General features: G+C 50.7%; 16 protein-coding genes and 1 pseudogene. 8 read left to right on the top strand and 9 right to left on the bottom strand.

Annotated elements, in window-relative coordinates:
- The first annotated feature begins 113 nt into the window (after window positions 1-113).
- Entirely contained in the window at window positions 114-1790 is a 1677-nt protein-coding gene (gene gshA, locus ACHZCY_RS15950; RefSeq protein ID WP_319549606.1) for a glutamate--cysteine ligase, read from the top strand.
- 193 nt (window positions 1791-1983) lie between these two features.
- The gene (locus tag ACHZCY_RS15945) at window positions 1984-2124 is read left to right on the top strand and encodes an HAD family hydrolase (protein WP_205221992.1); all 141 of its coding nucleotides are present in this window, start codon (window positions 1984-1986) and stop codon (window positions 2122-2124) included.
- 126 nt (window positions 2125-2250) lie between these two features.
- Here the strand turns inward: ACHZCY_RS15945 and ACHZCY_RS15940 are convergent, their stop codons facing one another.
- Together ACHZCY_RS15940 and ACHZCY_RS15935 are read right to left on the bottom strand one after the other, a co-directional pair.
- Window positions 2251-2814 carry a TetR/AcrR family transcriptional regulator gene (locus ACHZCY_RS15940; protein WP_205221993.1) on the bottom strand — a complete coding sequence of 188 codons (564 nt, stop codon included), beginning with the start codon at window positions 2812-2814 and terminating at the stop codon, window positions 2251-2253.
- A 269-nt stretch (window positions 2815-3083) separates the two neighbouring features.
- The gene (locus ACHZCY_RS15935; RefSeq protein ID WP_319549605.1) at window positions 3084-3281 is read right to left on the bottom strand and encodes a hypothetical protein; all 198 of its coding nucleotides are present in this window, start codon (window positions 3279-3281) and stop codon (window positions 3084-3086) included.
- A 299-nt stretch (window positions 3282-3580) separates the two neighbouring features.
- Here ACHZCY_RS15935 and ACHZCY_RS15930 point away from each other — a divergent pair, with 299 nt between their 5' ends.
- The 6 genes and pseudogenes from ACHZCY_RS15930 to cobO all read left to right on the top strand — a co-directional run bounded on the left by ACHZCY_RS15930 (window position 3581) and on the right by cobO (window position 6729).
- Window positions 3581-3712 carry a hypothetical protein gene (locus tag ACHZCY_RS15930; protein ID WP_319549604.1) on the top strand — a complete coding sequence of 44 codons (132 nt, stop codon included), beginning with the start codon at window positions 3581-3583 and terminating at the stop codon, window positions 3710-3712.
- An 83-nt stretch (window positions 3713-3795) separates the two neighbouring features.
- Window positions 3796-4044: a redoxin domain-containing protein gene (locus ACHZCY_RS15925; protein ID WP_205221994.1), complete on the top strand. Its 249-nt coding sequence runs from the start codon at window positions 3796-3798 to the stop codon at window positions 4042-4044.
- A gap of 12 nt (window positions 4045-4056) precedes the next feature.
- A complete protein-coding gene (locus ACHZCY_RS15920; protein ID WP_319549603.1) occupies window positions 4057-4443 on the top strand; it encodes a redoxin domain-containing protein in 387 nt (128 codons plus the stop codon).
- Window positions 4444-4583: 140 nt separating this feature from the next.
- Window positions 4584-5039, top strand: a pseudogene (locus ACHZCY_RS15915) (NAD(P)/FAD-dependent oxidoreductase); the annotation flags it as partial.
- A gap of 148 nt (window positions 5040-5187) precedes the next feature.
- Entirely contained in the window at window positions 5188-5823 is a 636-nt protein-coding gene (locus tag ACHZCY_RS15910) for a flavodoxin family protein (RefSeq protein ID WP_319549602.1), read from the top strand.
- A gap of 303 nt (window positions 5824-6126) precedes the next feature.
- On the top strand, window positions 6127-6729 hold the full coding sequence (cobO, locus tag ACHZCY_RS15905; protein WP_319550224.1) for a cob(I)yrinic acid a,c-diamide adenosyltransferase: 603 nt from the start codon (window positions 6127-6129) through the stop codon (window positions 6727-6729).
- A gap of 262 nt (window positions 6730-6991) precedes the next feature.
- On the opposite strand, the gene ACHZCY_RS15900 is transcribed toward cobO, so the two are convergent.
- The 7 genes from ACHZCY_RS15900 to ACHZCY_RS15870 form a co-directional block, all read right to left on the bottom strand.
- Window positions 6992-7288, bottom strand: coding sequence for a hypothetical protein (locus ACHZCY_RS15900; protein WP_205221998.1), 297 nt, complete (start codon window positions 7286-7288; stop codon window positions 6992-6994).
- A gap of 11 nt (window positions 7289-7299) precedes the next feature.
- Complete coding sequence (locus ACHZCY_RS15895; RefSeq protein ID WP_319549601.1) at window positions 7300-10746, bottom strand: DUF6519 domain-containing protein; 3447 nt, start codon at window positions 10744-10746, stop codon at window positions 7300-7302.
- 363 nt (window positions 10747-11109) lie between these two features.
- Window positions 11110-13149, bottom strand: a complete 2040-nt coding sequence (locus ACHZCY_RS15890; RefSeq protein ID WP_319549600.1) for a hypothetical protein — start codon at window positions 13147-13149, stop codon at window positions 11110-11112.
- Window positions 13146-16091 carry a putative baseplate assembly protein gene (locus ACHZCY_RS15885; RefSeq protein ID WP_319549599.1) on the bottom strand — a complete coding sequence of 982 codons (2946 nt, stop codon included), beginning with the start codon at window positions 16089-16091 and terminating at the stop codon, window positions 13146-13148. The genes ACHZCY_RS15890 and ACHZCY_RS15885 overlap by 4 nt, the downstream gene beginning before the upstream one ends.
- Window positions 16088-18832, bottom strand: coding sequence for a putative baseplate assembly protein (locus ACHZCY_RS15880; protein WP_319549598.1), 2745 nt, complete (start codon window positions 18830-18832; stop codon window positions 16088-16090). Before ACHZCY_RS15880 ends, ACHZCY_RS15885 begins: the two co-directional genes overlap by 4 nt.
- Complete coding sequence (locus tag ACHZCY_RS15875; protein ID WP_319549597.1) at window positions 18829-19197, bottom strand: GPW/gp25 family protein; 369 nt, start codon at window positions 19195-19197, stop codon at window positions 18829-18831. The genes ACHZCY_RS15880 and ACHZCY_RS15875 overlap by 4 nt, the downstream gene beginning before the upstream one ends.
- A complete protein-coding gene (locus ACHZCY_RS15870; RefSeq protein ID WP_205222005.1) occupies window positions 19194-19511 on the bottom strand; it encodes a hypothetical protein in 318 nt (105 codons plus the stop codon). Before ACHZCY_RS15870 ends, ACHZCY_RS15875 begins: the two co-directional genes overlap by 4 nt.
- Between the last annotated feature and the right edge of the window lie 30 nt (window positions 19512-19541).

Here is a 19541-nt window from a genome sequence, read left to right as displayed (position 1 = left end):
TGACCAAGATAAATATTATTCATTATATTCAAATATTTATCTTTTTTATTTTCTAAATCTGCAACCAGCTTTTACTATGCTTGACCTCGGTCAAGCTGAACAGGAGTTCGAACTTGAAGCAGTCATGGCAAAACACGCTGGAATCATTCTCGCGTTCCCAATATTCAGCAGCTCTAAATGGAATTCGCCGCGGTATTGAAAAAGAATCTCTCCGGGTCAATGGTGATTCCAGCTTGGCTTCAACCGCCCACCCTGTATCACTCGGTTCACCACTGACCCATCAGTGGATAACCACCGACTATGCCGAAGCATTAATGGAATTTATCACGCCGGTGGACACTAATGCGAAAAAATCGCTCGGAACCCTGGCCGACATCCATCGACATGTCTATCACCATATCGGCGAGGAGTTGCTCTGGCCGCTCAGCATGCCGTGCACGATTGCAGCAGAAGAGGATATTACGCTGGCGCGTTATGGCAACTCCGATGTAGGCAAGACAAAGACCATTTATCGTCAAGGGCTGAAAAACCGTTACGGCAGCATGATGCAGTCTATCGCCGGAGTGCATTATAATTTCTCCATGCCCGATCACTTCTGGCCGGTATGGCAGCAGATTAAAGATGACAAGCAACCGCTTCAGGATTTTATCTCGGAAAGCTACCTTGCGCTAACCCGCAATTTTTTACGTTTTGGCTGGCTGGTACCATACCTTTTTGGTGCTTCGCCGGTTGTGGATTCTTCATTTCTGACGCACACGCGCAGTACATTACCGCTGGAGAATATAGGACGGTCAAGTCATTATCTTCCCCATGCAACGTCCTTAAGAATGAGCAAGCTTGGCTATAACACTCAGGTCCAAGACAATCTGGCTATCAGCTACAACAGCCTCCCTGCATTTATCAGCGGGTTACGCCAAGCAACAAGCCAGCCCAATCCCGTGTTTGAAAAAATTGGCGTGATGCGGCACGGCGAATACCAGCAACTCAACACCAATACGCTCCAGATAGAAGGCGAACTCTATGCGCCTATCCGCCCCAAACGGGTCACAAGACCCGGTGAACGACTCTCCGATGCGCTACAAACTAGAGGCGTCCAATATGTCGAAGTGCGTTCTCTGGATGTCAATCCCTACGCAGAAACAGGGATAGACCTCGAACAAATCTACTTTTTAGATATCTTTCTGACCTATTGCCTGCTGAAAGAAAGCCCTGCTTTTTCTTGGCAACAGCAATGTACTGCTAAAAAAAATATGCAGCAGGTTGCAACCTGCGGCCGAGACGTATCCGTGATACTGCAGGATGGAGAGCGCCCCAGATCGCTGAAAAAATGGGGCGAAGAACTTTTTTCCGACCTGAGTGAGGTTGCACGCTTACTCGACAAGCCAGCCCAAAGCATGAAATACCAAAAGGCACTGCACCATCAACATCAAAAACTCAAAGATCCCGCGAAAACACCGTCTGCGAGGATACTCAAAGATATGGCAGAGCAAAAACTGGAGATCAATGAGCTAGCGTTGAATCTGGCAAAAAAACATCGCCATACACTACTCAAAACTAACTACACCCAGGTGCGAAGCTGTGAATTTGCCAGGGAAGCTCTGGTTTCCAGGTCCAAACAAAGGGAACTCGAGAAGAGTAAACCAGCAAACATTAACGACTACCTTCGCCTTACACTTGACGTCTTCCCTCCCGCCCCCAAACCGGAAAAGGTATTAAGGGGACAATATTGCCATATACCGCCCAGGTTATGCCCTAATAAAGCTTCGCACGAATCTACCTGCTGCGCCTAACACAATCAACCAAGTGCTTTTGTTAAAAATGCGCACGTTGGACCTGTCACCAAAATGTCAGCTTTTGACTTTATGGCTGGATAACCAAACCGCGAAATAAGCCACCACTCAAAAAAGACAGCCTTATTAAACCTGTCTCCCGGTATAGCGGTCGCCCTTTGCTTTCAATTTAAATAACCGAAATTTCTCGACCATGACCACACTTGCATTTGATATATATGGAACCTTGATCGACACCAACGGCATTATTGAAACATTAAAAAAAATTATTAACGATAAAGCAGTAAGTTTTCCCCAGACCTGGCGTGACAAGCAGTTGGAATGTATCCAATAATTACGAGCATTCTTTATATAATCCGGGCTAATGGTAAATTGGATTATTCCTTCTGTAAAACGGTGGACAGATAAACTGTAAAAAATAAAGGCAATCTGGTAACATCTTCTCCTCAACACTGCCGACTTACTTCCAGGGGAGCCAAGGCAGCCCTTCTCTCAGCCCTTGTCGCATACGCTCAACACACCCTTCTCGATAGCCATAAACTCTTACCCCAAAGATGTGCATCATGAGGCTGGTAGCACGTCGCTGACTCACTTTTTTACTATATTCCTTTTTAAGGTAACTCTCCAGAAGCGCTTCCACTTCATCCAATTTTGCGGACGCGTACTTATAGAGTTCATTTCCTTCGGCAGCTAATTCAAGCCTTGTTTTGACAAGGAAGCAACTACAATAATTTTCTTTAGCCGACTCCTCGACGACTTCCTCAAGAATCGTACATAGCCCTTCGCCGACTGTTGGCGCTGCATCCAATATTTTATGTAAGTGAGCTGCTCGTTTTCGGGCATAACTTTCCAACGATTCACGGAACAAGGCTTCCTTGTTACCAAAGGAATAATAAATAGAGCCAGGTTTGAGGCCGGTTCTTTTCACAACCTGCTCCATTGATGAAGCATTGAAACCTTTTTGCCAAAACAGCTCGATCGATTTTTCAATAACTTCGTTTCTATCAAACTGAGCCCTTGCCATTGCCTTACCTCGTATCCTTATATTGCGATTGTATTTTATTAAAAAGTAGTAATTTCAGCATCATGCTTCAACATCAACAAAGTACAAAATTACCAAAATACTCACCGAAGGTCAGTCCATATGGGCCCTGAACTGATGAAAAATCCGGACTAGATCTTCGCTAAATAATGTCAGGAAGCATACCACACCCATTTGAATAATCACTCAAAAAACTACGCGCCAATTTGATTACCCAGTCAAGCTAATAGCTTTTACAAAATAGGCTATCATTACCAGCCATTGAACGAATGAAAAAGAACACCTCCTTCTCTTGCCGAGGTGAGGCCCACGCACCGATTGTGAATATCGTAATCGTTTACCGATTTTCCCTTTTCGTCATCATCAGTGACCATTAAAGTACGTAGAGTCGACAAGCGCAGTGCAGCACATCCACGCCGAACAGTCGGATAGTCGAAAATGGTAAACAATTACCTTTATCCATTTGATAAAAGGTACAAATTAAATTGAGTATTTTCTTACAACAACAGTGTAATCACTGTGAGAAGGCAAGCTAATCATTTTGAGTGATCATTCAAAAAAATATTGACAATGCTATCCTCCCCGCTTAAGTTGATTAAATATTCAACGTGTTTTTGTTAACAATCAAAGAATTAAGCAATTATTATGTTTCTTGATCGTTAAAAAAACAGATTTTGATAACCCGCGAAAAAGTCCTCGACTATGCGACATTTTCTGCCGTGTCTGCTTATGGGGTATGGGTTACTCCATGATTCACTTTGCAACAGTGCTCACCGGCGTGGCCTCTCATCTGATGGACTCCCTACAGCAATTACTGGTTGCAGATTTACATGGAAAAGAAGGGATGGAAGCTCATTTATCAAGCTGGCCCCTTAACTAAAATGCTCAATGATAACGAAACGCTGCTTACGATAAAATATATGATGTCGGCAGCAAATTCGCTTAAACACCATGGAGGCCAACATGACATTACAAGAGAAACTGAGTGCAATGAAAAAGGAGTCTATGGCAACAAGACCCCCTGAGGTTGTTGCCACTCTGCTTCAAGAGGTTGAAAATCTTATCCAGGCTGGAATCGCTGACAACGCACTAAAGGTTGGTGAAACGCTTCCTGACTTCTCACTTCCCGATGAAAAAGGACAGTTAGTCAGCAGTAAGGATCTTCTTAGCAAAGGTCCACTGGCGATCAATTTTTATAGGGGAATCTGGTGACCTTACTGCAACGTGGAGCTGGAAGCTCTGCAGGAAGTCTATGGCCAAGTACAAAAACTTGGCGGCTCACTTATTGCGATTTCCCCCCAACTGGGAAAATACACAAAACAGGTTGTGAAAAAGCACCACCTAACCTTTCCGGTCCTCACAGATGAAGGCAACACAGTTGCCGACTCATTTGGCCTGCTCTTTACAGTGCCGGCAAAGCTAAAGGAGATATACCTCAGTTTTGGTATCGATTTGCAACGATTCAATGGTAATGATACGTGGGAACTCCCTATGTCAGGAAGGTTTCTCATCGATAATAAAGGTATTGTCAGAAAGACCGATGTACATCCAGATCATACTATCAGGCCTGAACCAAGTGAAATAGTAGAGTTCATACAATCATTGGATTAAAGTCTACATTTCAACTAGATGCAGATATAAAGCACACAAAAAATAACCAGACAAACCACAGATTCGTTTTCTCCTGGTGAACTTTAGATGCCAATTTCTACCGCGGTGCCACGGTAGCATTAACGGCTGCCGGGAGCGCAGCCGTTGATGGTGCCCTCACCCTGCTCGATTATACTGCCAAGGTCTACCTTATTGCCAATGAGCTAGACGTTACCCAGGAGTTAGAGAGTAAATTACACTCAAGCGATGTAGAACACATCGCTGATGGTATCGAAGCAATAGTTGGAGAACATGCTGTAGAATCGATGCGACTTGAAAACGGACAAACGATAGAAACCGAAGGTGTTTTCATTGAATTAGGTTCAAAAGGAGCACTGGACCTGGCCGCCCAAATCGGCGTTCAACTGGACACAGAGTCATTCAAGTATATAGAAACCAACAAAATACAAGAAACTAGTATTACCGGCATCTATGCAGCCGGTGACATGGTAGGACCTCCTTATCAAATGGCAAAAGCTGTCGGTGAAGGATGTGTTGCAGGAATGGAAGCTACCACTCACGCTCGCTCACTTATCCTTCAGTTGGAAAGGGTTTAGCAGATTCGTTGAAGCAACTTCTAGTTACGGAGCAGCCTCAAAATTTGAAAAATTCTACAAAAACGAATACTTAAACAATAAAAATTGAATAACAAATTGCCTAAACAGGCTCAGAGATTAATCAAAATCACGAAAAAGGAGAATGCATATGAAAGTTGTTGGATTTAATGGTAGCCCCAATAAAGAGGGGAATACAGCCCGTTCATTACAGATCGTTCTTGATCAGCTGGAAAATGCAGGGATTGAGACGGAAATGATCCATGTCGGCAAAAAGAAAATACAGGGATGCATTGCCTGTTACGGCTGTGTAGAAAATCAAGATGAAAAGTGTGCCATAAAAAACGACCCTGTCAATGAGTGGATTCAAAAAATAAAGGAGGCCGACGGCATTCTGCTCGGGTCTCCTGTCCATTTTTCCGGTGTTGGTGGGACAATGAAATCCTTTTTAGACAGAGCGTTTTTCGTCTCTTCGGTCAACGGCAACCTTTTCCGGCACAAGGTCGGAGCCGCTGTTGCCGCAGTCAGGCGATCCGGAGGGATTTCCACGGTTGAAACCCTTAATCATTACATCAACTACTCCGAAATGATCATGCCGTCTTCAAACTACTGGAACGTGGCCCATGGTCTTAAACCAGGAGAAATGGAGCAGGATGAGGAAGGCAAGCAGATCATGGAGGTACTCGGTAAAAATATGGCCTGGATCATGCGAGTTATCGAGCATGGAAAAGAACAAATTCCCGCCCCTGAACCGGTTGCTAAAACCATGACTAATTTTATCAGATAATGGAGCTGTTTTTCATTTAAAAAATTATTTTCGAGTTAAATGCGTTTGTTGACAGGCCACGCCCTGTGTTTGCAAGAAACTTGCACACAAGGGAAAGCACAGCGCATCCAGGCGGAATCCGATGTCTGGAAATGGTGGATGCGCTACCCTTATCCAGCCTACCCGGGTATGGTATCACCAAACGGTTACGTTAATAGTGGTGGTGGCTTAGAAACTTGATATTTTCGTAAAACTATAGCCCCTGCTGAACAGATACAGCTCGTGGTGAAGACAAAGTCATTTTTTATTCGCTGAAGGGCTAGGATCTTTATTTACTGGAAGTTTGAAGCACAGCAAGAAAATTTAACCATTGAATCGCACGAGGAAAATCAGCAGATGGCTATAATAAAAAAAGGGCTCCTACTTGTTTTTACGGGTAATGGAAAGGGTAAAACCACCTCGGCCATAGGCTTGAGTATTCGGGCGGCCGGCAACAACATGCCGATCTGCTTCATCCAGTTCATCAAAGGATCTTGGAAATATGGCGAGCTGGATGCACTAAAGCGATTTGATGATCTCATAGATTTCCATGTCATGGGGCGAGGATTTACCTGGAAGTCAGATGACCTTGAAAAGGACAAAGCGCTTGCCCGCTGTGGATGGGAAAAAGCAAAAGAGGCTATATCCAGCGGCAAATATAAAATGGTTGTCCTTGATGAGTTCACCTATCTTCTGAAATACGGTATGCTTGAAAAAGAAGAGGTGTTGCAAGTATTAAAGAACAAACCCGAAGATGTACATTTGGTTATTACCGGTCGGGATGCACTCCCGGAGATTATTGATGCTGCTGACTTGGTTACTGAAATGCAGGCAGTGAAACATCCCTACAAGTCCGGCATAAAAGCACAGAAAGGAATTGAGTTCTGATCAACCGGCAGGTATCGATGCACTTCAACGCATCCGGATGAACGGGATTTCCTAATAGAAACTAAGTAAGACAAAACAAGGCTCCTGAAAACAGACAGGAGCCATACTTGCTAGGGACGTACGATACATGAGTACGAAACGCCTCCTTGTCCGTATTACAAAAAATCAAATAGCCCGAGATAGATGAGGGAAGGTGCTTCCCATTGTATTTTAAGGAAGAGCGATGGCCATCATTTTTCAGGCACCCTTCTACTGCTACGGCCTACCCTTTTTCAATTTTCTTTAATCTCTTCTTCATATCTTCCAATCCTTTTTGCAGAAGCTCGACCGCAGTCTCGCGTTTTTGTATCCGCTGTTCCCAGCGTTTGGCAGCCAACGCTTTCTCTTTCTTGCTGTTCTTCAACGCGGCTCTGGCCTGGGCGAGCAGTTGCTCCTGTTCTTTAATCGTTTCTGCGACGGGGGGAGCCTTATCTTTGCCCAGTTTCTCAATATTGGCGGCCAAGCTGGCCGAAAGTTCTTTCTGTAGTTCCAAAGCTTGCTTAAAGTCTTTGATCTCCATCTCAAAACTCCTTACGTACGAATATTAAAATCGGTGAGCGGGGCCGGAGTAGTTGTGCCGACGCGAATATAGCCACCGGTGGTTATGTTGCCCATCAACGCCACCCTATGCCGGTTCCCCAGCGACATGGCGTTGACGCCCCTATTCGCCTTAACATGGTTGCCCATGGCTATCAGGTTACGGCCCCACAGCCGTACCGTGGCGCCGTCCTCCTGCGGTTCGACATTGAGGTGTTCACAGATATTGTTATTGAAGGTGACCTTCTCAAAGCGGAAGTCAATAAAGTCGTTAATGGTTACCGGAAAAAAATCAACCAGATAACTACGCCCCGGACCACGGAAACGGTTGTCGTCCACCACTGCGCTTCCAATCATCCATTCAATGGTTACCTCGCCTGTGTTATAACGAAGCGCAAGAGGTCCCACCATCAGCAGGGCGCGATGTTGTAGTGCCGGATCCAGGACATTTTGACTGTAATTGGTATGGTTATGACTAACAGAGCATGAAGCACACAGCACCGCGATACCAAGCGAGGCGTTGCTGCTACCCTGATTAGTGAAGGGGTCGACACCGGTATCCAGCACATCGTTGCCTTCAATCCGAACCATGGACTCAGACTCGACAAGGATATGCTCGGCAAACACGGCAATACCCAATGAAACGACACCGCTATACCCACAATTGATCAGCCGGTTTTCGGTGACCTTAGCTGTGGCAACGACTTCCAGCACGATACCGGTCATTAAGCAGGCAACCAGATCATTGTTGCCGACATCGAGATAATTCTCGGACAACGAAGAGATCCCCATACCGCATTGTGTGAGGTGGTTGCAGGAAACATGACTGCCCGCACCGCCACTCAAGTAGATCCCGAAAAAAACATCCTCCACGGTATTGCCCCGGACACTGACATTATTACTATCCGCCACCCGTACGCCAAACCAGCCAGCCCCCATGCCATCGGCCGTATTCTCTGCCACCACAACCTCATTGGCACGCGAGATGATAATACCGGTTTGGGGACCGAGCAGTGTGTTGTTGATCACGCGGCTGTGATCGGATCCGCTCCCTTCATCAATCTGACCGCTGCAGTAGATGCTGCCGGGCACCGGGGCAAACGGGCTGACTTCGCTTGCAGCACGGAGTGTATTATCTGCGATCAGGGTATGTTCCGCCCTGGCATGAATCCCTGCCCAATGCGAAGCAGAGAGATTGATAAGATTACCTTCAACACGGCAGTGATCATCGCTGATATCGATGGCATAATAACGTTGGTCAAGATAGCTGCGCAGCTCGTCAATGGTTGTGGGTATGGTTTGTTCATATTGCTCACCGAGGCGAAGAAACGTATTGTTTCTCACTGCAGAATCGCGCGTACCGTAGCCTAGCAATACACCCCTCCAGAAATGATTTATTTGGTTATGCTCAATCCGGCAGGGTACGTCAAAATCATTGTCAATCACAATCCCATATTCCCCAAACGAGGAATCAACGTCATTTACCGCAACGCTGATTCCTGAAACCTGATTTTGCTCGATGACCAGTCTATCCAGATAATCACTGACCCGAATGCCGCTGAACAGGTTGTTGAGCTGGTTGCCTGCAACGACCACATCACGCACACTTCGCATGAAAAGACCGATATAGGCAGCCGGGTTTTCCGACACTACCTCACAGACGCACCCTGTAATCCGTACCTCGGCGCAGTGATTGAGAAAAAGCAGTGAAACGCCTAACGAAGCCGGCTGCTGGGTTACTTCAAAACGAATACCGACAACTTCAATATCGGTTACATCCAGATCGGCTTGGCCAATCTCCAGCATGTAGGGCAGCGTGGTGACGGCTCTGACCACAGTACCAGGGCTTTCACCATGGAACTTGATGTGTGAAGCGTGAATTTCCAGTGATGTTCTGATTTCATGTAGGCCTGTCTTGAGGCAGATACAACCGCCTTCATCGGGTAAGGCATTAATCGCTGCCTGAATATTATCACCGGGATTAACCATGATGGTGCAACACCCACCACCACAGTCGGGTGGCCAGTGCTCGCGGCAATCGTCTTCATTGTCAGGAAAGGTGACCAACGCAAGGCGAGCATAATGGCGATGAATGCCATGCGGGGGAGCCTCGGTCAGGATCTGGACTGAGGCATCGCCGCTGCGGGCAGCGACCATCCAGTAATCATTGCAGTGAAAACCACCTGCAGCCGGATCTTGACTGAACTGTACCTGGACGCCATTTTCAAGGTGTACCCAAACATCCGGGGGAGGCACCGGGATGATGCCGGGAAAATACAGTGGGTCGCTGGAATCGACAAGATTTGCTATGGTATTGTTATCCGCATCGCGCACAATATTGTTCTGGTCCCAACGAACGACGCGTAGATGACGCCGTTTTAGGGTGTCATCACCGCTGCCGGTGGGGATCAGGTTGGCTGGCAGAGCCGGACTGAAGCTGATGGTTTGCTTGGCATCATCAACCGTTATTTTTCGTATCTCGCCAACGCGCCGTACGGGGTCGCCATCTTCACCGGAAAGCTCACGCCAGTCATCAACTATCTCAACCCAGTCACCGCTGTTAAAACGAAGCACTGCATCACGCCCCAGACTGTCCAATTTCAATTCAGTAGTAGAGACGATTTCTGCCACACTGGCGGTGACACTGGCATTATCACGCGACCACTTAAAGGTTGCGGTACCGACACCGCCGCCATCATGAATCTCGATACGATACAGCTGGTTCTCCAAGCCACGATAGCCACCGCTGGGCGGCAGTTCGCAAGGATCCGTAACACCAGACACACCAGCATCGCGGCTGGAAAGTCGGCCTGCAGAAGGGCTTATAATAGCATCCCAGGCCGCCGCTAAAGCACTATCCGGACTTGTGCAGGTGATGGTGTTGTCAACGTTCTCCAACAGACGCACCTGCCATACGGTTTGCGTACGGGTGGTGGTGTCGACGCCAATTGCTGTTTCCACCAGGTCGGGACGCTGCAGATGGGTCACTTCCCGTTGCCACACTTCCAGATAAACAAGATGCGGGCCGGTAGCAGGCAGAGGAACCGGGTTAGGATGATAGGGTTGTTGATCGTAGCCGATCGAGTCCTGGCTGCGCAGTTCCGCTAATACCGGATCAAATTGCTGCGTGCCGTCAGGGTCGCCATGGTTCTCCGCCAACAGACCATCGACATACATGCGGCCCGGACCAATAGTAAGCTCACCGCCCACGGCCTCGATCAAAAAGGCGCTGGGTGTTTGCGGCGACACCACCGCTACACCAGTGATGTCGGTAGAGAGACTGACACCAAAGGTGTCTACCGTTTCCGCCCGCGTGCGTCGATCAATGGCATCGGTCCACTCGTTCCAGTCGGCGTCCAGTTGCACCCGGCCCTGTTGCATCTTGACCCCGCTATAATTATTGCGGGGATTGAAGCGATGTCGACTATAGTCACCACTCATTGGCGTTCTCCTTATGTTAACCCTTCGTAACTTGTTCGGGGTAGATTGTCAGTTTTTAAATCACCAAGAGTATTCACGGAATATTTTAGTGATGCCGCAGTTGTGTAGGGTGAATAAGCGTAGCGCATCCACCACTCCCAGAAACCGGATTCAGCGTGGATGCGCTACGCTTATCCACCCTACGCTCGAGACGGATCGCTGGCGAAAACTGGATGCCAATGAACGATTACTCTGCTTCTTTTAAGATTTTTAAAATCTGCTTTTGCTCGTTACTTTTCAAATAGAGGCCGGGACCCCGATTGTATTGCTGAATAGTTACATCCTTTTATTTTTTTCTAGCATCCCAGTTGCTCTGCATCCTTCTCAACTGGCGTAAAAAATACCTGCCTTTAGCCCAAAACGCAGATACTCATCCAATCGTATCTGTATATTGGTTTCCCGCTGCGGCTGATACAGATCATGCATTACCCCCATTTCACTCTCGTCATGAGCACCCCGACGAATACTTTCCGGTGTTGCCAGGAGCAGTTGACAGTAACCGGCATCACCATACAGCATCGAGGTAAAGTGAGGCCGCGTAAGCAGATCGCCTTCCTCTGGTTGACAGTGATAGCGCCGGGGTGTGCGCGAGCCGCGCGGAACAAAGGAAAAACGTACACAACCTGTCTGACGACGCTCAACCCACAGAGGTGCAGGCCACGTCTCACCGCTTTGTGCCAGCAGGGCCACAAACAGACAGTTGCCTGCCAGGGTAAGCTGCCGCGTATGGACTTTACCGATCACGGTACAGCCTTCTAGCGTCATGGCACCACCAGGCAGAAGTTCATCGGCCGGAGCATTGCCGGGAGCCCTATAAGCAACCAATTCAGCATCGGTGGCATCGACTATGCACTGACGCAGTTCGATTTCGGCATCAGCAGCGATATGCAGCGGACCTGTGATACAACGCTCCAGGGTAACCTTGGCAAAAGGATGAGCAACAGACAAGGCCGGTTCAGTGCTGCTGGGTACGATAGTGCAGTCGCGCAGGATCAATTTGCGAGGTTCATCATCGCCAAAGTCGATCATGCTCAGCGTACCGCCGGTGATAACCCAGCCATCCAGGGTCAGGGTCGACTTAGCTCCCAGATTGAGGTTAACTGCTCCTCCGGCCACCAGTAATGGTCGATGCCCGTTGCCGGCCCGCAAGGTAACACTGGCTTGGGCAGCAACGGTTATACCGGGTGTCTCCAGATAACGATAACTGTCAGTCGCCTCAACGGCTCCCCCACCCTGGACGGCATCGAGGGCGGTTTGCAACACAGCGCCACCACTGACACTTACCACCGGTGGCACTAACCCACTGGTGCCGCGTTCATATTCGCCACCACCAATGGCTAGGGTAAAGCCATAGTGAAATGTGGCCAGTAGCGTTGTGGCTGGTACATCGCCAAGAGCGATGCGCCCCAGCACCGGATCAATAGCGATCCTTCCCGAACCGGCTGCCGGCTGATGGGCCCAGCCGATCACGGTTCCACCTCCATCTTCGATATCACTCAGGTCGCAGATATCGACATCGCTCCTGGGAATCAGTTGTGGAGGGTCGCTTGGTGTAGCTCCTTGCCACTCAAGAACCATGCTCTTGTTCAGACCATAGTAATCGTCCAGGTTGGCTTTAAGCCGGCGACGATCCAATGAGAGGGGCACATTGATCGGTTCGGCAAGATGACTGATCTTTTCTTCGGTTTCGGGAGTGTTGTAAAGCGGGCTATCAGTGCCAAGCGGATTAAAGCGCAGGAGCAGGCCGCCGCCCAGGGTAGTATCAGCCACAGCCGGCGAACGAGTCAGGGAAAAGGCACGTACCCGCCATAGATACAAACCGATGTTGGGAATATTATAGCGACCACTGCCGGTGGAGATACGCCGCACCTCTGCAGTGTGGGCCACGGTGTCAAAGGGGCCGTCGAGCCATTGCAGCTTCTGCCATTGCCGCAGGTCAGGGGCGTAATGGGCGCTGGGTCGCTGGTGATTCATATATTGACTCCATCCCAACAACTGGAAAAATTCAACAGCCCGCGCCGGCCAGCCGGTAACATCTCGAGCCACCTGTTCGAGCATCGAGGCCGTACCCTTACGACGACGATAACGAATTGTGTTGGCCACATCTGCCCTCGGCGAAGCCACCCCTGGTACCACGCCATGAAGGGTACGGTAACCGATCAGATCGCCAATATACGGCGCAACCCACTGAGCGCAGGTCTCAATGAACTGGTCATCGTAAAGCTGCTCCATGTTTTCTTCCATCGCCGCTACCTGTTCGGCTATCACACTCAACAGTTCACGCAGAGGATAGCCCCGGCCGGCATCGCGAATGCGATGAATAGCGGGCAGGCGTTGATACATGGTTTCTGCCAAACTGCTCATAGCATCTCCTCCAGATAGTCAAACGGACCGGGGTCAAGCAGCAGCAACTCAGCCGCCACGCCGTCTCCATTGTCATCAACGGCAGCGGCTGCCGGTACCAGCCGATCTTCAAGGTTCATGCTGGTGCCGCGATAGAAACGATCCACATCTACACCGACAACGCCTTTGACTTGCTGCGCCACATTAATTATTTCAGAGCGAGCTACAATTTGGCCGAAGTCACGATTATCAAAGGAAAAGGCCTGCCGCAGTGCCTTCTCAACATCCGCCACCACACTATCAAGCTCATGATCCGGATGTCGCTTGATGTTGAGCGCCAGCTTGAAATAGGCCACGTTATAGGACGCAGCATCGCAGGCTACAAAGGGATCGCTGTTGTTCTTGAGTGAATTAAGCAGGCTGTTGATGGTCGGACTACCAGCCTCAAGCTGAACGCCATTGGTACCGGCCACGCTGATAAAAACAGTGCTGATCCCGCGTATGGACAGCACGCCGGCCTGGGCCTTGGCAATGCCGGTATAGGCACGGGCAAAATCTTCGTAGTCCAACAAAGAGACAGCCCTGCCAAGGGTTCGCACCCCCAGCGGCATGTTACGGCGAGCATCGTCAAGTGATTCGGCATTCACGCCGCCACTGGAAGCCCTTGGGTTAGTGACCTCTTTGAGCCCCAGGGGACGAGTCAGCAATTGGCTCAACTGACCGGATTTGAGATTACCATCGCTGCCGATACCCTTACGATAGATGGCACGCACATTCTCCTGCCCCGTCGGGAGCCGCGTGCCATGGATGCCGTCGCCGAACTGGATCTCACCGACGCCGTCCTCATCAACCCGTACCACATACTTACGGTCACCGGCCTCGGTGCCATACAGAGTGGAAGCCTCATGCCAGGCGATATCGTTAACCCGCACCTCCAATGCCGCCTCACCGCCGCTTTCGTTATCCGCCCTGACATAGGTCAGCGGAGCATGTTGAAGCCTGAAGCGCTGGTGGGCCTGACGCGCTTCCCCATTACCAAGTATCTGGTGCATGGTTTCACCATGGGTTGCTCGCGCTACGTTGGCGTAAATACTGACGGTGTCGCGTTTGTAGTTATGTTGCAGGGCACTGGTGAATACAAGTGTAGAGTATGCGCCGTCCGGCACTGTCTCAAGCAAAGTCACCACTTCGCCGGCTTTTTCGCCTGCTGTGGTTTCACCGCTGAGTATGAACATGTGGCCAGGCTGCAATTCCTGCACATTGCGATTTACCCGTACAGAGCTGTCTTTGACATCGGTAACAATGGGGGTCTCAGCTAAAGTCACCTGCTCACTGTGCGCAAACACAGCTGTCTCGCGTATTTTTTCATTGAACAGTTCTCGCAGGTTCTCACCTTTGAGCACCAATCGCGTTGTCTTACCAGTGAGGGTGAAACTTGCTCGGGAGTCCTCAGCGACAGTGGAGACTTGGTACAACTCCTGGTACTCGGGCACAGAGAGTACCAGCCAGCTGTCCGGCACGATCTGCGAATAGGTGTTATCCAGATGCAGCGTATGGGTATTTCGCGGATAGAGCCTCGACTGAGGAATGATCTGTTTACTCTGCCCCGGATAGGCCCAAGAGAGTGTGATCACCGCGTTGCCGGTATTTTCATAATACTCCAGAGTGATGTCATATTTCTCGTTGGCGTTGAGGGTAATAGTACCGCTGTCTTCGGTGGCGCCATGAATGCTCCAGTTGTTGATGACCAAGACGCCATTAACCCACAAACGCACTCCATCATCAGACAATGTATAAAAAGTGTACTCACCAGTTGCAGGTGCCTGTACCCACCCTGTCCACCGTACCGAGAAGGTCCAGTTAACAATCGAAGGATCAGGTGAGCCGCTTCCCCAATCAAAATTCACGGTACTGTCAATGCGACTCAGCACCCGCTCGGATAAATCTTTATCATTGTAATACACACCATAGAGGCCAGTGCCGGTGGCACCATTGGTGGGTGGGTCGGAAATATCGGCAATGGTAAAACCGGGCCACTCTGTAGCAGTAATGGTGTTGGAAGGCTCCAAACCCAGATACCCGCGTTTGACCTCGTTGGTCATGATCCGCCAGTCAGGGGCATTGTGGCCGAAGAGCGAGGTACGCAAACGCAAAACATAAACTTTTGGATCAGCTGAAGGGGCGACGTAAGGAATGGTCGAGCCTACCCCCTTTTCTAATGTCACAACAGTATGGTTGGCATTGCTGTCAATCCTCAGGTCCTGAATTCGGCGAAAATCCCAACGCTCACTACCGGTATCAGCTTCACGCTCACTGCCGACAAACAACAACGCATCACCGACCTTGAGCTGGGTTGCGGTACCCTGCAGATAAATCACTCGCGTACCATGCACCGGCAGCATCATCTCGCTCATTCTCGGCTTAAGCAGATTCCACTCCGGTCGGGCCTCAATCTGCTCAACCGTCTCGAATATCTGTGGTTTTTCATCCTGTCCAGGCACACTCTGTACCTTGATGCCGCTATCCAGTCTCACTTCTTCAGGCGCACCTTCGGCCTCCTCTACGGTAAAGGCCAGATAGGTCTCGGCGGCAACGCCGGGGTTAAGACGATAACCGATCAAGCGCGCCAGTTCCTGCAAGGACAACCGCTCACTGGCGCTGCGCAGAAAGGATTCGTTGACAATCCGTTCCTGGTAAAAGCTTAACACATCAGCCATCGAGGCATAAGCGTCGAGCAGGGCAATGGAGTAGTCATCCGAATCACGGGTACGCAATCGTGCCAGGGCCGGATATTCCTGAGAAGAAAGACGCGCCTGCATGGTGGCCAGCACATCAGCATGATCGCCAATGCGATAGGCGATGGCCGACAGACCAGGACGATTGTGGATAACTACCGGGGCCTGGCTGCCAACACCTTGACAGCAACCACAGGCGTCTTGCGGTGTGAAGTCAGTCTTACTCATTTGCCACCTCCCACATCAAGCCTGAACACACCACGCTCGGGGAAATTGGGATCATTGTCCAGACGGGCGATCTCAAGCCGGTCCAGGGTTAAAACCCCTTGCTCTAATGGTATTGGGTCACTGTGCATGCGCAAGCGTTTAAATGTATCGATCACCACTGAGGCCACACCTTGTACCGACTGAGCCGCTGCATAGAGTTCGCTCAAATAGACCGGCTGACCAAAAGTAAAATTGTCGGGATGAAACATGGCTGGGCGTCCATCTTCCAACCAGCCCTTACTGAAAATACGCATCAAGGCAGCACGTACATCCGCACGAAAATAGTCGGGTTTGACGCAAACAGTCATCTCAAGTTCCAGCGGCACATAACGCGGACCGTCCACTTCCAGGTCATACCCTGCCATTCGGTAGGGCTCCACATGGTCAAGCATTTCCTGCTCAAACGCTGCGTCAACGGCCTGCCCTTGCAGGCGATCAGTGGTAAGAAAAACAGTATGCCAGCTCCCGGTCCAGCGGAAGGTAGCGGCAGCCTGTTGGACATCGCTATGGGCTTTGCCGACATCGGCGTAATCTTGCGGAGTGACGGCTCGTTCTTGTTTGCGGAAGGCCTGCGGTACATCGCGTTTAATCTGTTCAGCCGTTTCCGGATCAACGCCGCCCTGAGCTGGGAGTGGGTTGCTCACCCGCAGCAAGCGGGCATCATCACTCACGACATGAACGATTGACTCAAGACCGACATTGCCACTGCTGCCATTACCGATACGATAGTCGGCAGTGAACTCGGTGCCGGCATCGGGACGTTTGCCGTGATAATCATCGCCAAAGCGGATGTAGGTTTTGCCGTCATGTTCACACTCGGCCACAAATTCTTCCGCCGCGGCATCGCTGGCTAAAAGGTCTGCGCGCGGCAACCACAGGCTCTCATTACCCGAGTAGCGACCAGTGAGATTGATTTCCGGCCTGGCCCGCCTGGGGTCAGCGGCGGTCATTCGAATTGCTGCTTTCCCCTGTTCGTACATCTGGAGCTGCCCGGCTTCCAGCACCAGACGATACGCACTGTTACCGTCGGCGACCGACCAGGTTCCGTCTCCACCCTGTACGATCACCGCACCGCTGAACTGCACGCCCTGACTCTGCAGAGCCAATTGCACAGCAGAGGAATAGTTGCGTGCCTCCAGGTCGGCCAGGATAGTTGGCGTGGTTGGCATGCTCAGCAGGTGTTGCCGTTGCAGCGGCAGGGCATGGGTGAGCGGTTTTTCATCCAGTCGCGGCCGAAAACGAGGCACAATGACTGGCTGGGCAGGACGGGCACAGGTGACATGGGTAGCTGTTGCTGCGGCGGCAAGCACGGCCTTGGGCACTTCACCCAACTTTTCGCTCTCAATAGTCCGTCCATGGTCAACCAACACCACATTGCCATAGGCGACACTGATCTGGTCGAGATAACTTTCACCATAATCCTGATCGGTGATGGTCGAGAGACACAGCGGGAAAGGCAGGGCGTCCTCTTTTTGCCACTGAATCTCCGTCACCGGAGTGGGATTATTATTGGGCGGCTCTACAAACAAGCCACCTGAGGGGTCTTCAGCCAATAGCACATGGCTCAATCGCACGGCCCACCGGTGGGTGCGATCGGCATCTTCGTCGTAGCCGGTGCGTGGTCCACGTTGTTCAGCAAAGATCAATACATCGCCTGCCTTGAGATTGGGGTAGTGCCCGCTTAAAGTCGCTGCTGTCGCGCCTTTGGGAAGGCAGCATTCGCGCTCACCCCAGGTATAAAACTTCAGCTCTTCATGCTCTTGATAGAGCAGGTTTGTTTCTATGGCTTCAAACACCTCGGCACCGGCAGCCAAAGCATCAAGCCAGGCATCGCTGTTGGGGACGATGCGGTCGTCGAGATCGGGGGTGCTGGTTAACATGGCTGTGCCTCTTGGCAGTTCAACACCATTATCATTCACAAACACCCGCAGCCAGGAACGGGCGTTGCAGCCTTCATGTACCAGGTAGTCCATTAAGCGGGCATGACGCCGTAATGAAGTACGGCGCCGTGCTGTACCAATATAGGCTTCGGTGGCCACAGCATCCTGTTGATAGGAGAGATGGTCGCCGACATAGGCCAGCAGTTCAACCAACGTAATACCCAGGTCGGCAGCATTGCGGTTGCGCCTGTCGGGCAACAGCAAACTCATCCGATCCAACATCAACCGACGAAAGCTTGGGTAATCCTTGGCCAGATAATCAAGTTGCGGCACGGCTGCTGATTCTTTCGGGCAGGGGGTTTTAGTCGCGCAATCAAAATCCGACGCACACTGTACCTTGAAGGAAAATTGTAACGTTGAGAGCAGGGGGTCAAAACCGGCCGGCGGGGTATCAATCCCTGGAGCGCTGACCAAGCGCAAATCATATAAGGAAAAATCGCCCGGAAACTTGGTGCGAATCACCAGGAAATGATCTAGGGAATCAAGCTCGTCAACCAGGTCTGGTGGCTCACCTGGGGGCAAGGCCGTAGCCGGAGCGAGCCAATCAATTGCAACCTCTTCGATCCGTTCGCCGCCATCGATAATAACGTTCTCTTGGTTCAAAACAGGTGGTGGCCGCAGGAACTTGAGAAACAGCGTCAGTTGCCGCATCGGATCAAGCGGCAGGCCGCTATCGTCGACTTCCACATAGTCGAGGCCGTTGAGGGTACCGGTCAGTTTGACCACTTCGCGGCGGCGTTCATCGCAGCAGTAATATCTCATGGTGCCCCTCCTGCTACGTTGATCTCTGCCCTGGCACGAGTCTGACTACGACGCACGACGTATTGTACAGTGATCAGTAAAGCGCTCTCTTGCGCCTGCACATCAACGGCTTCGATGGTAATCAGGTCGGCCAGCCATTGTTGCAATGAACTCTGCACCAGGTACTGACTGGCAGTGGCCACTTCCGGACTGGCAGCACCAAACAACAGTTGACGCACACCACTGCCGAAAGTGGGCCGCATGACGCGTTCGCCCGGGGCTGTGAGTAATACCTGCTCGATCAATTCACGGATATATTCATCCTCGTTACTCTGAGCTGTGCGGCCCCGTCCATCAAATTGAAAAGGATAGTCAATTCTATTCATGTCGCCAATACCCTAGTTTGTGCCACCAGCGGCAACAGTCCTGTGCCAGTCGGGGTGCAGACTGCGGTGCTGGTCTGAACAACCACCGGTACCCCTCCTGCCATTACACGTACAGCCCCCACCACCCATTGTGCCGTGACACAGGGTGGTGCCCCGGAGCCGCTGAGCGAGCATCCACTCACAGCGTAGGGCGTGGCCAGGGTAACCACCGGTTGACCACTGACCAAAACCCGCGGAAACGGGGATAACGGTTGCGCAGGACCGGCATGCAAGCAGGTGACGGTTGCGCCGAGATGGAGGATGGGAGCAGGCATATGTCTTTATGAGTCTGTTGATTTAATAGG

It is taken from the genome of Desulfogranum marinum (assembly GCF_963675105.2).
GTDB classification, from domain to species: domain Bacteria; phylum Desulfobacterota; class Desulfobulbia; order Desulfobulbales; family Desulfobulbaceae; genus Desulfogranum; species Desulfogranum marinum.
The sequence above is the reverse complement of the archived record's forward strand: the minus strand, read 5'-3'. Positions and strand labels throughout refer to the sequence as shown.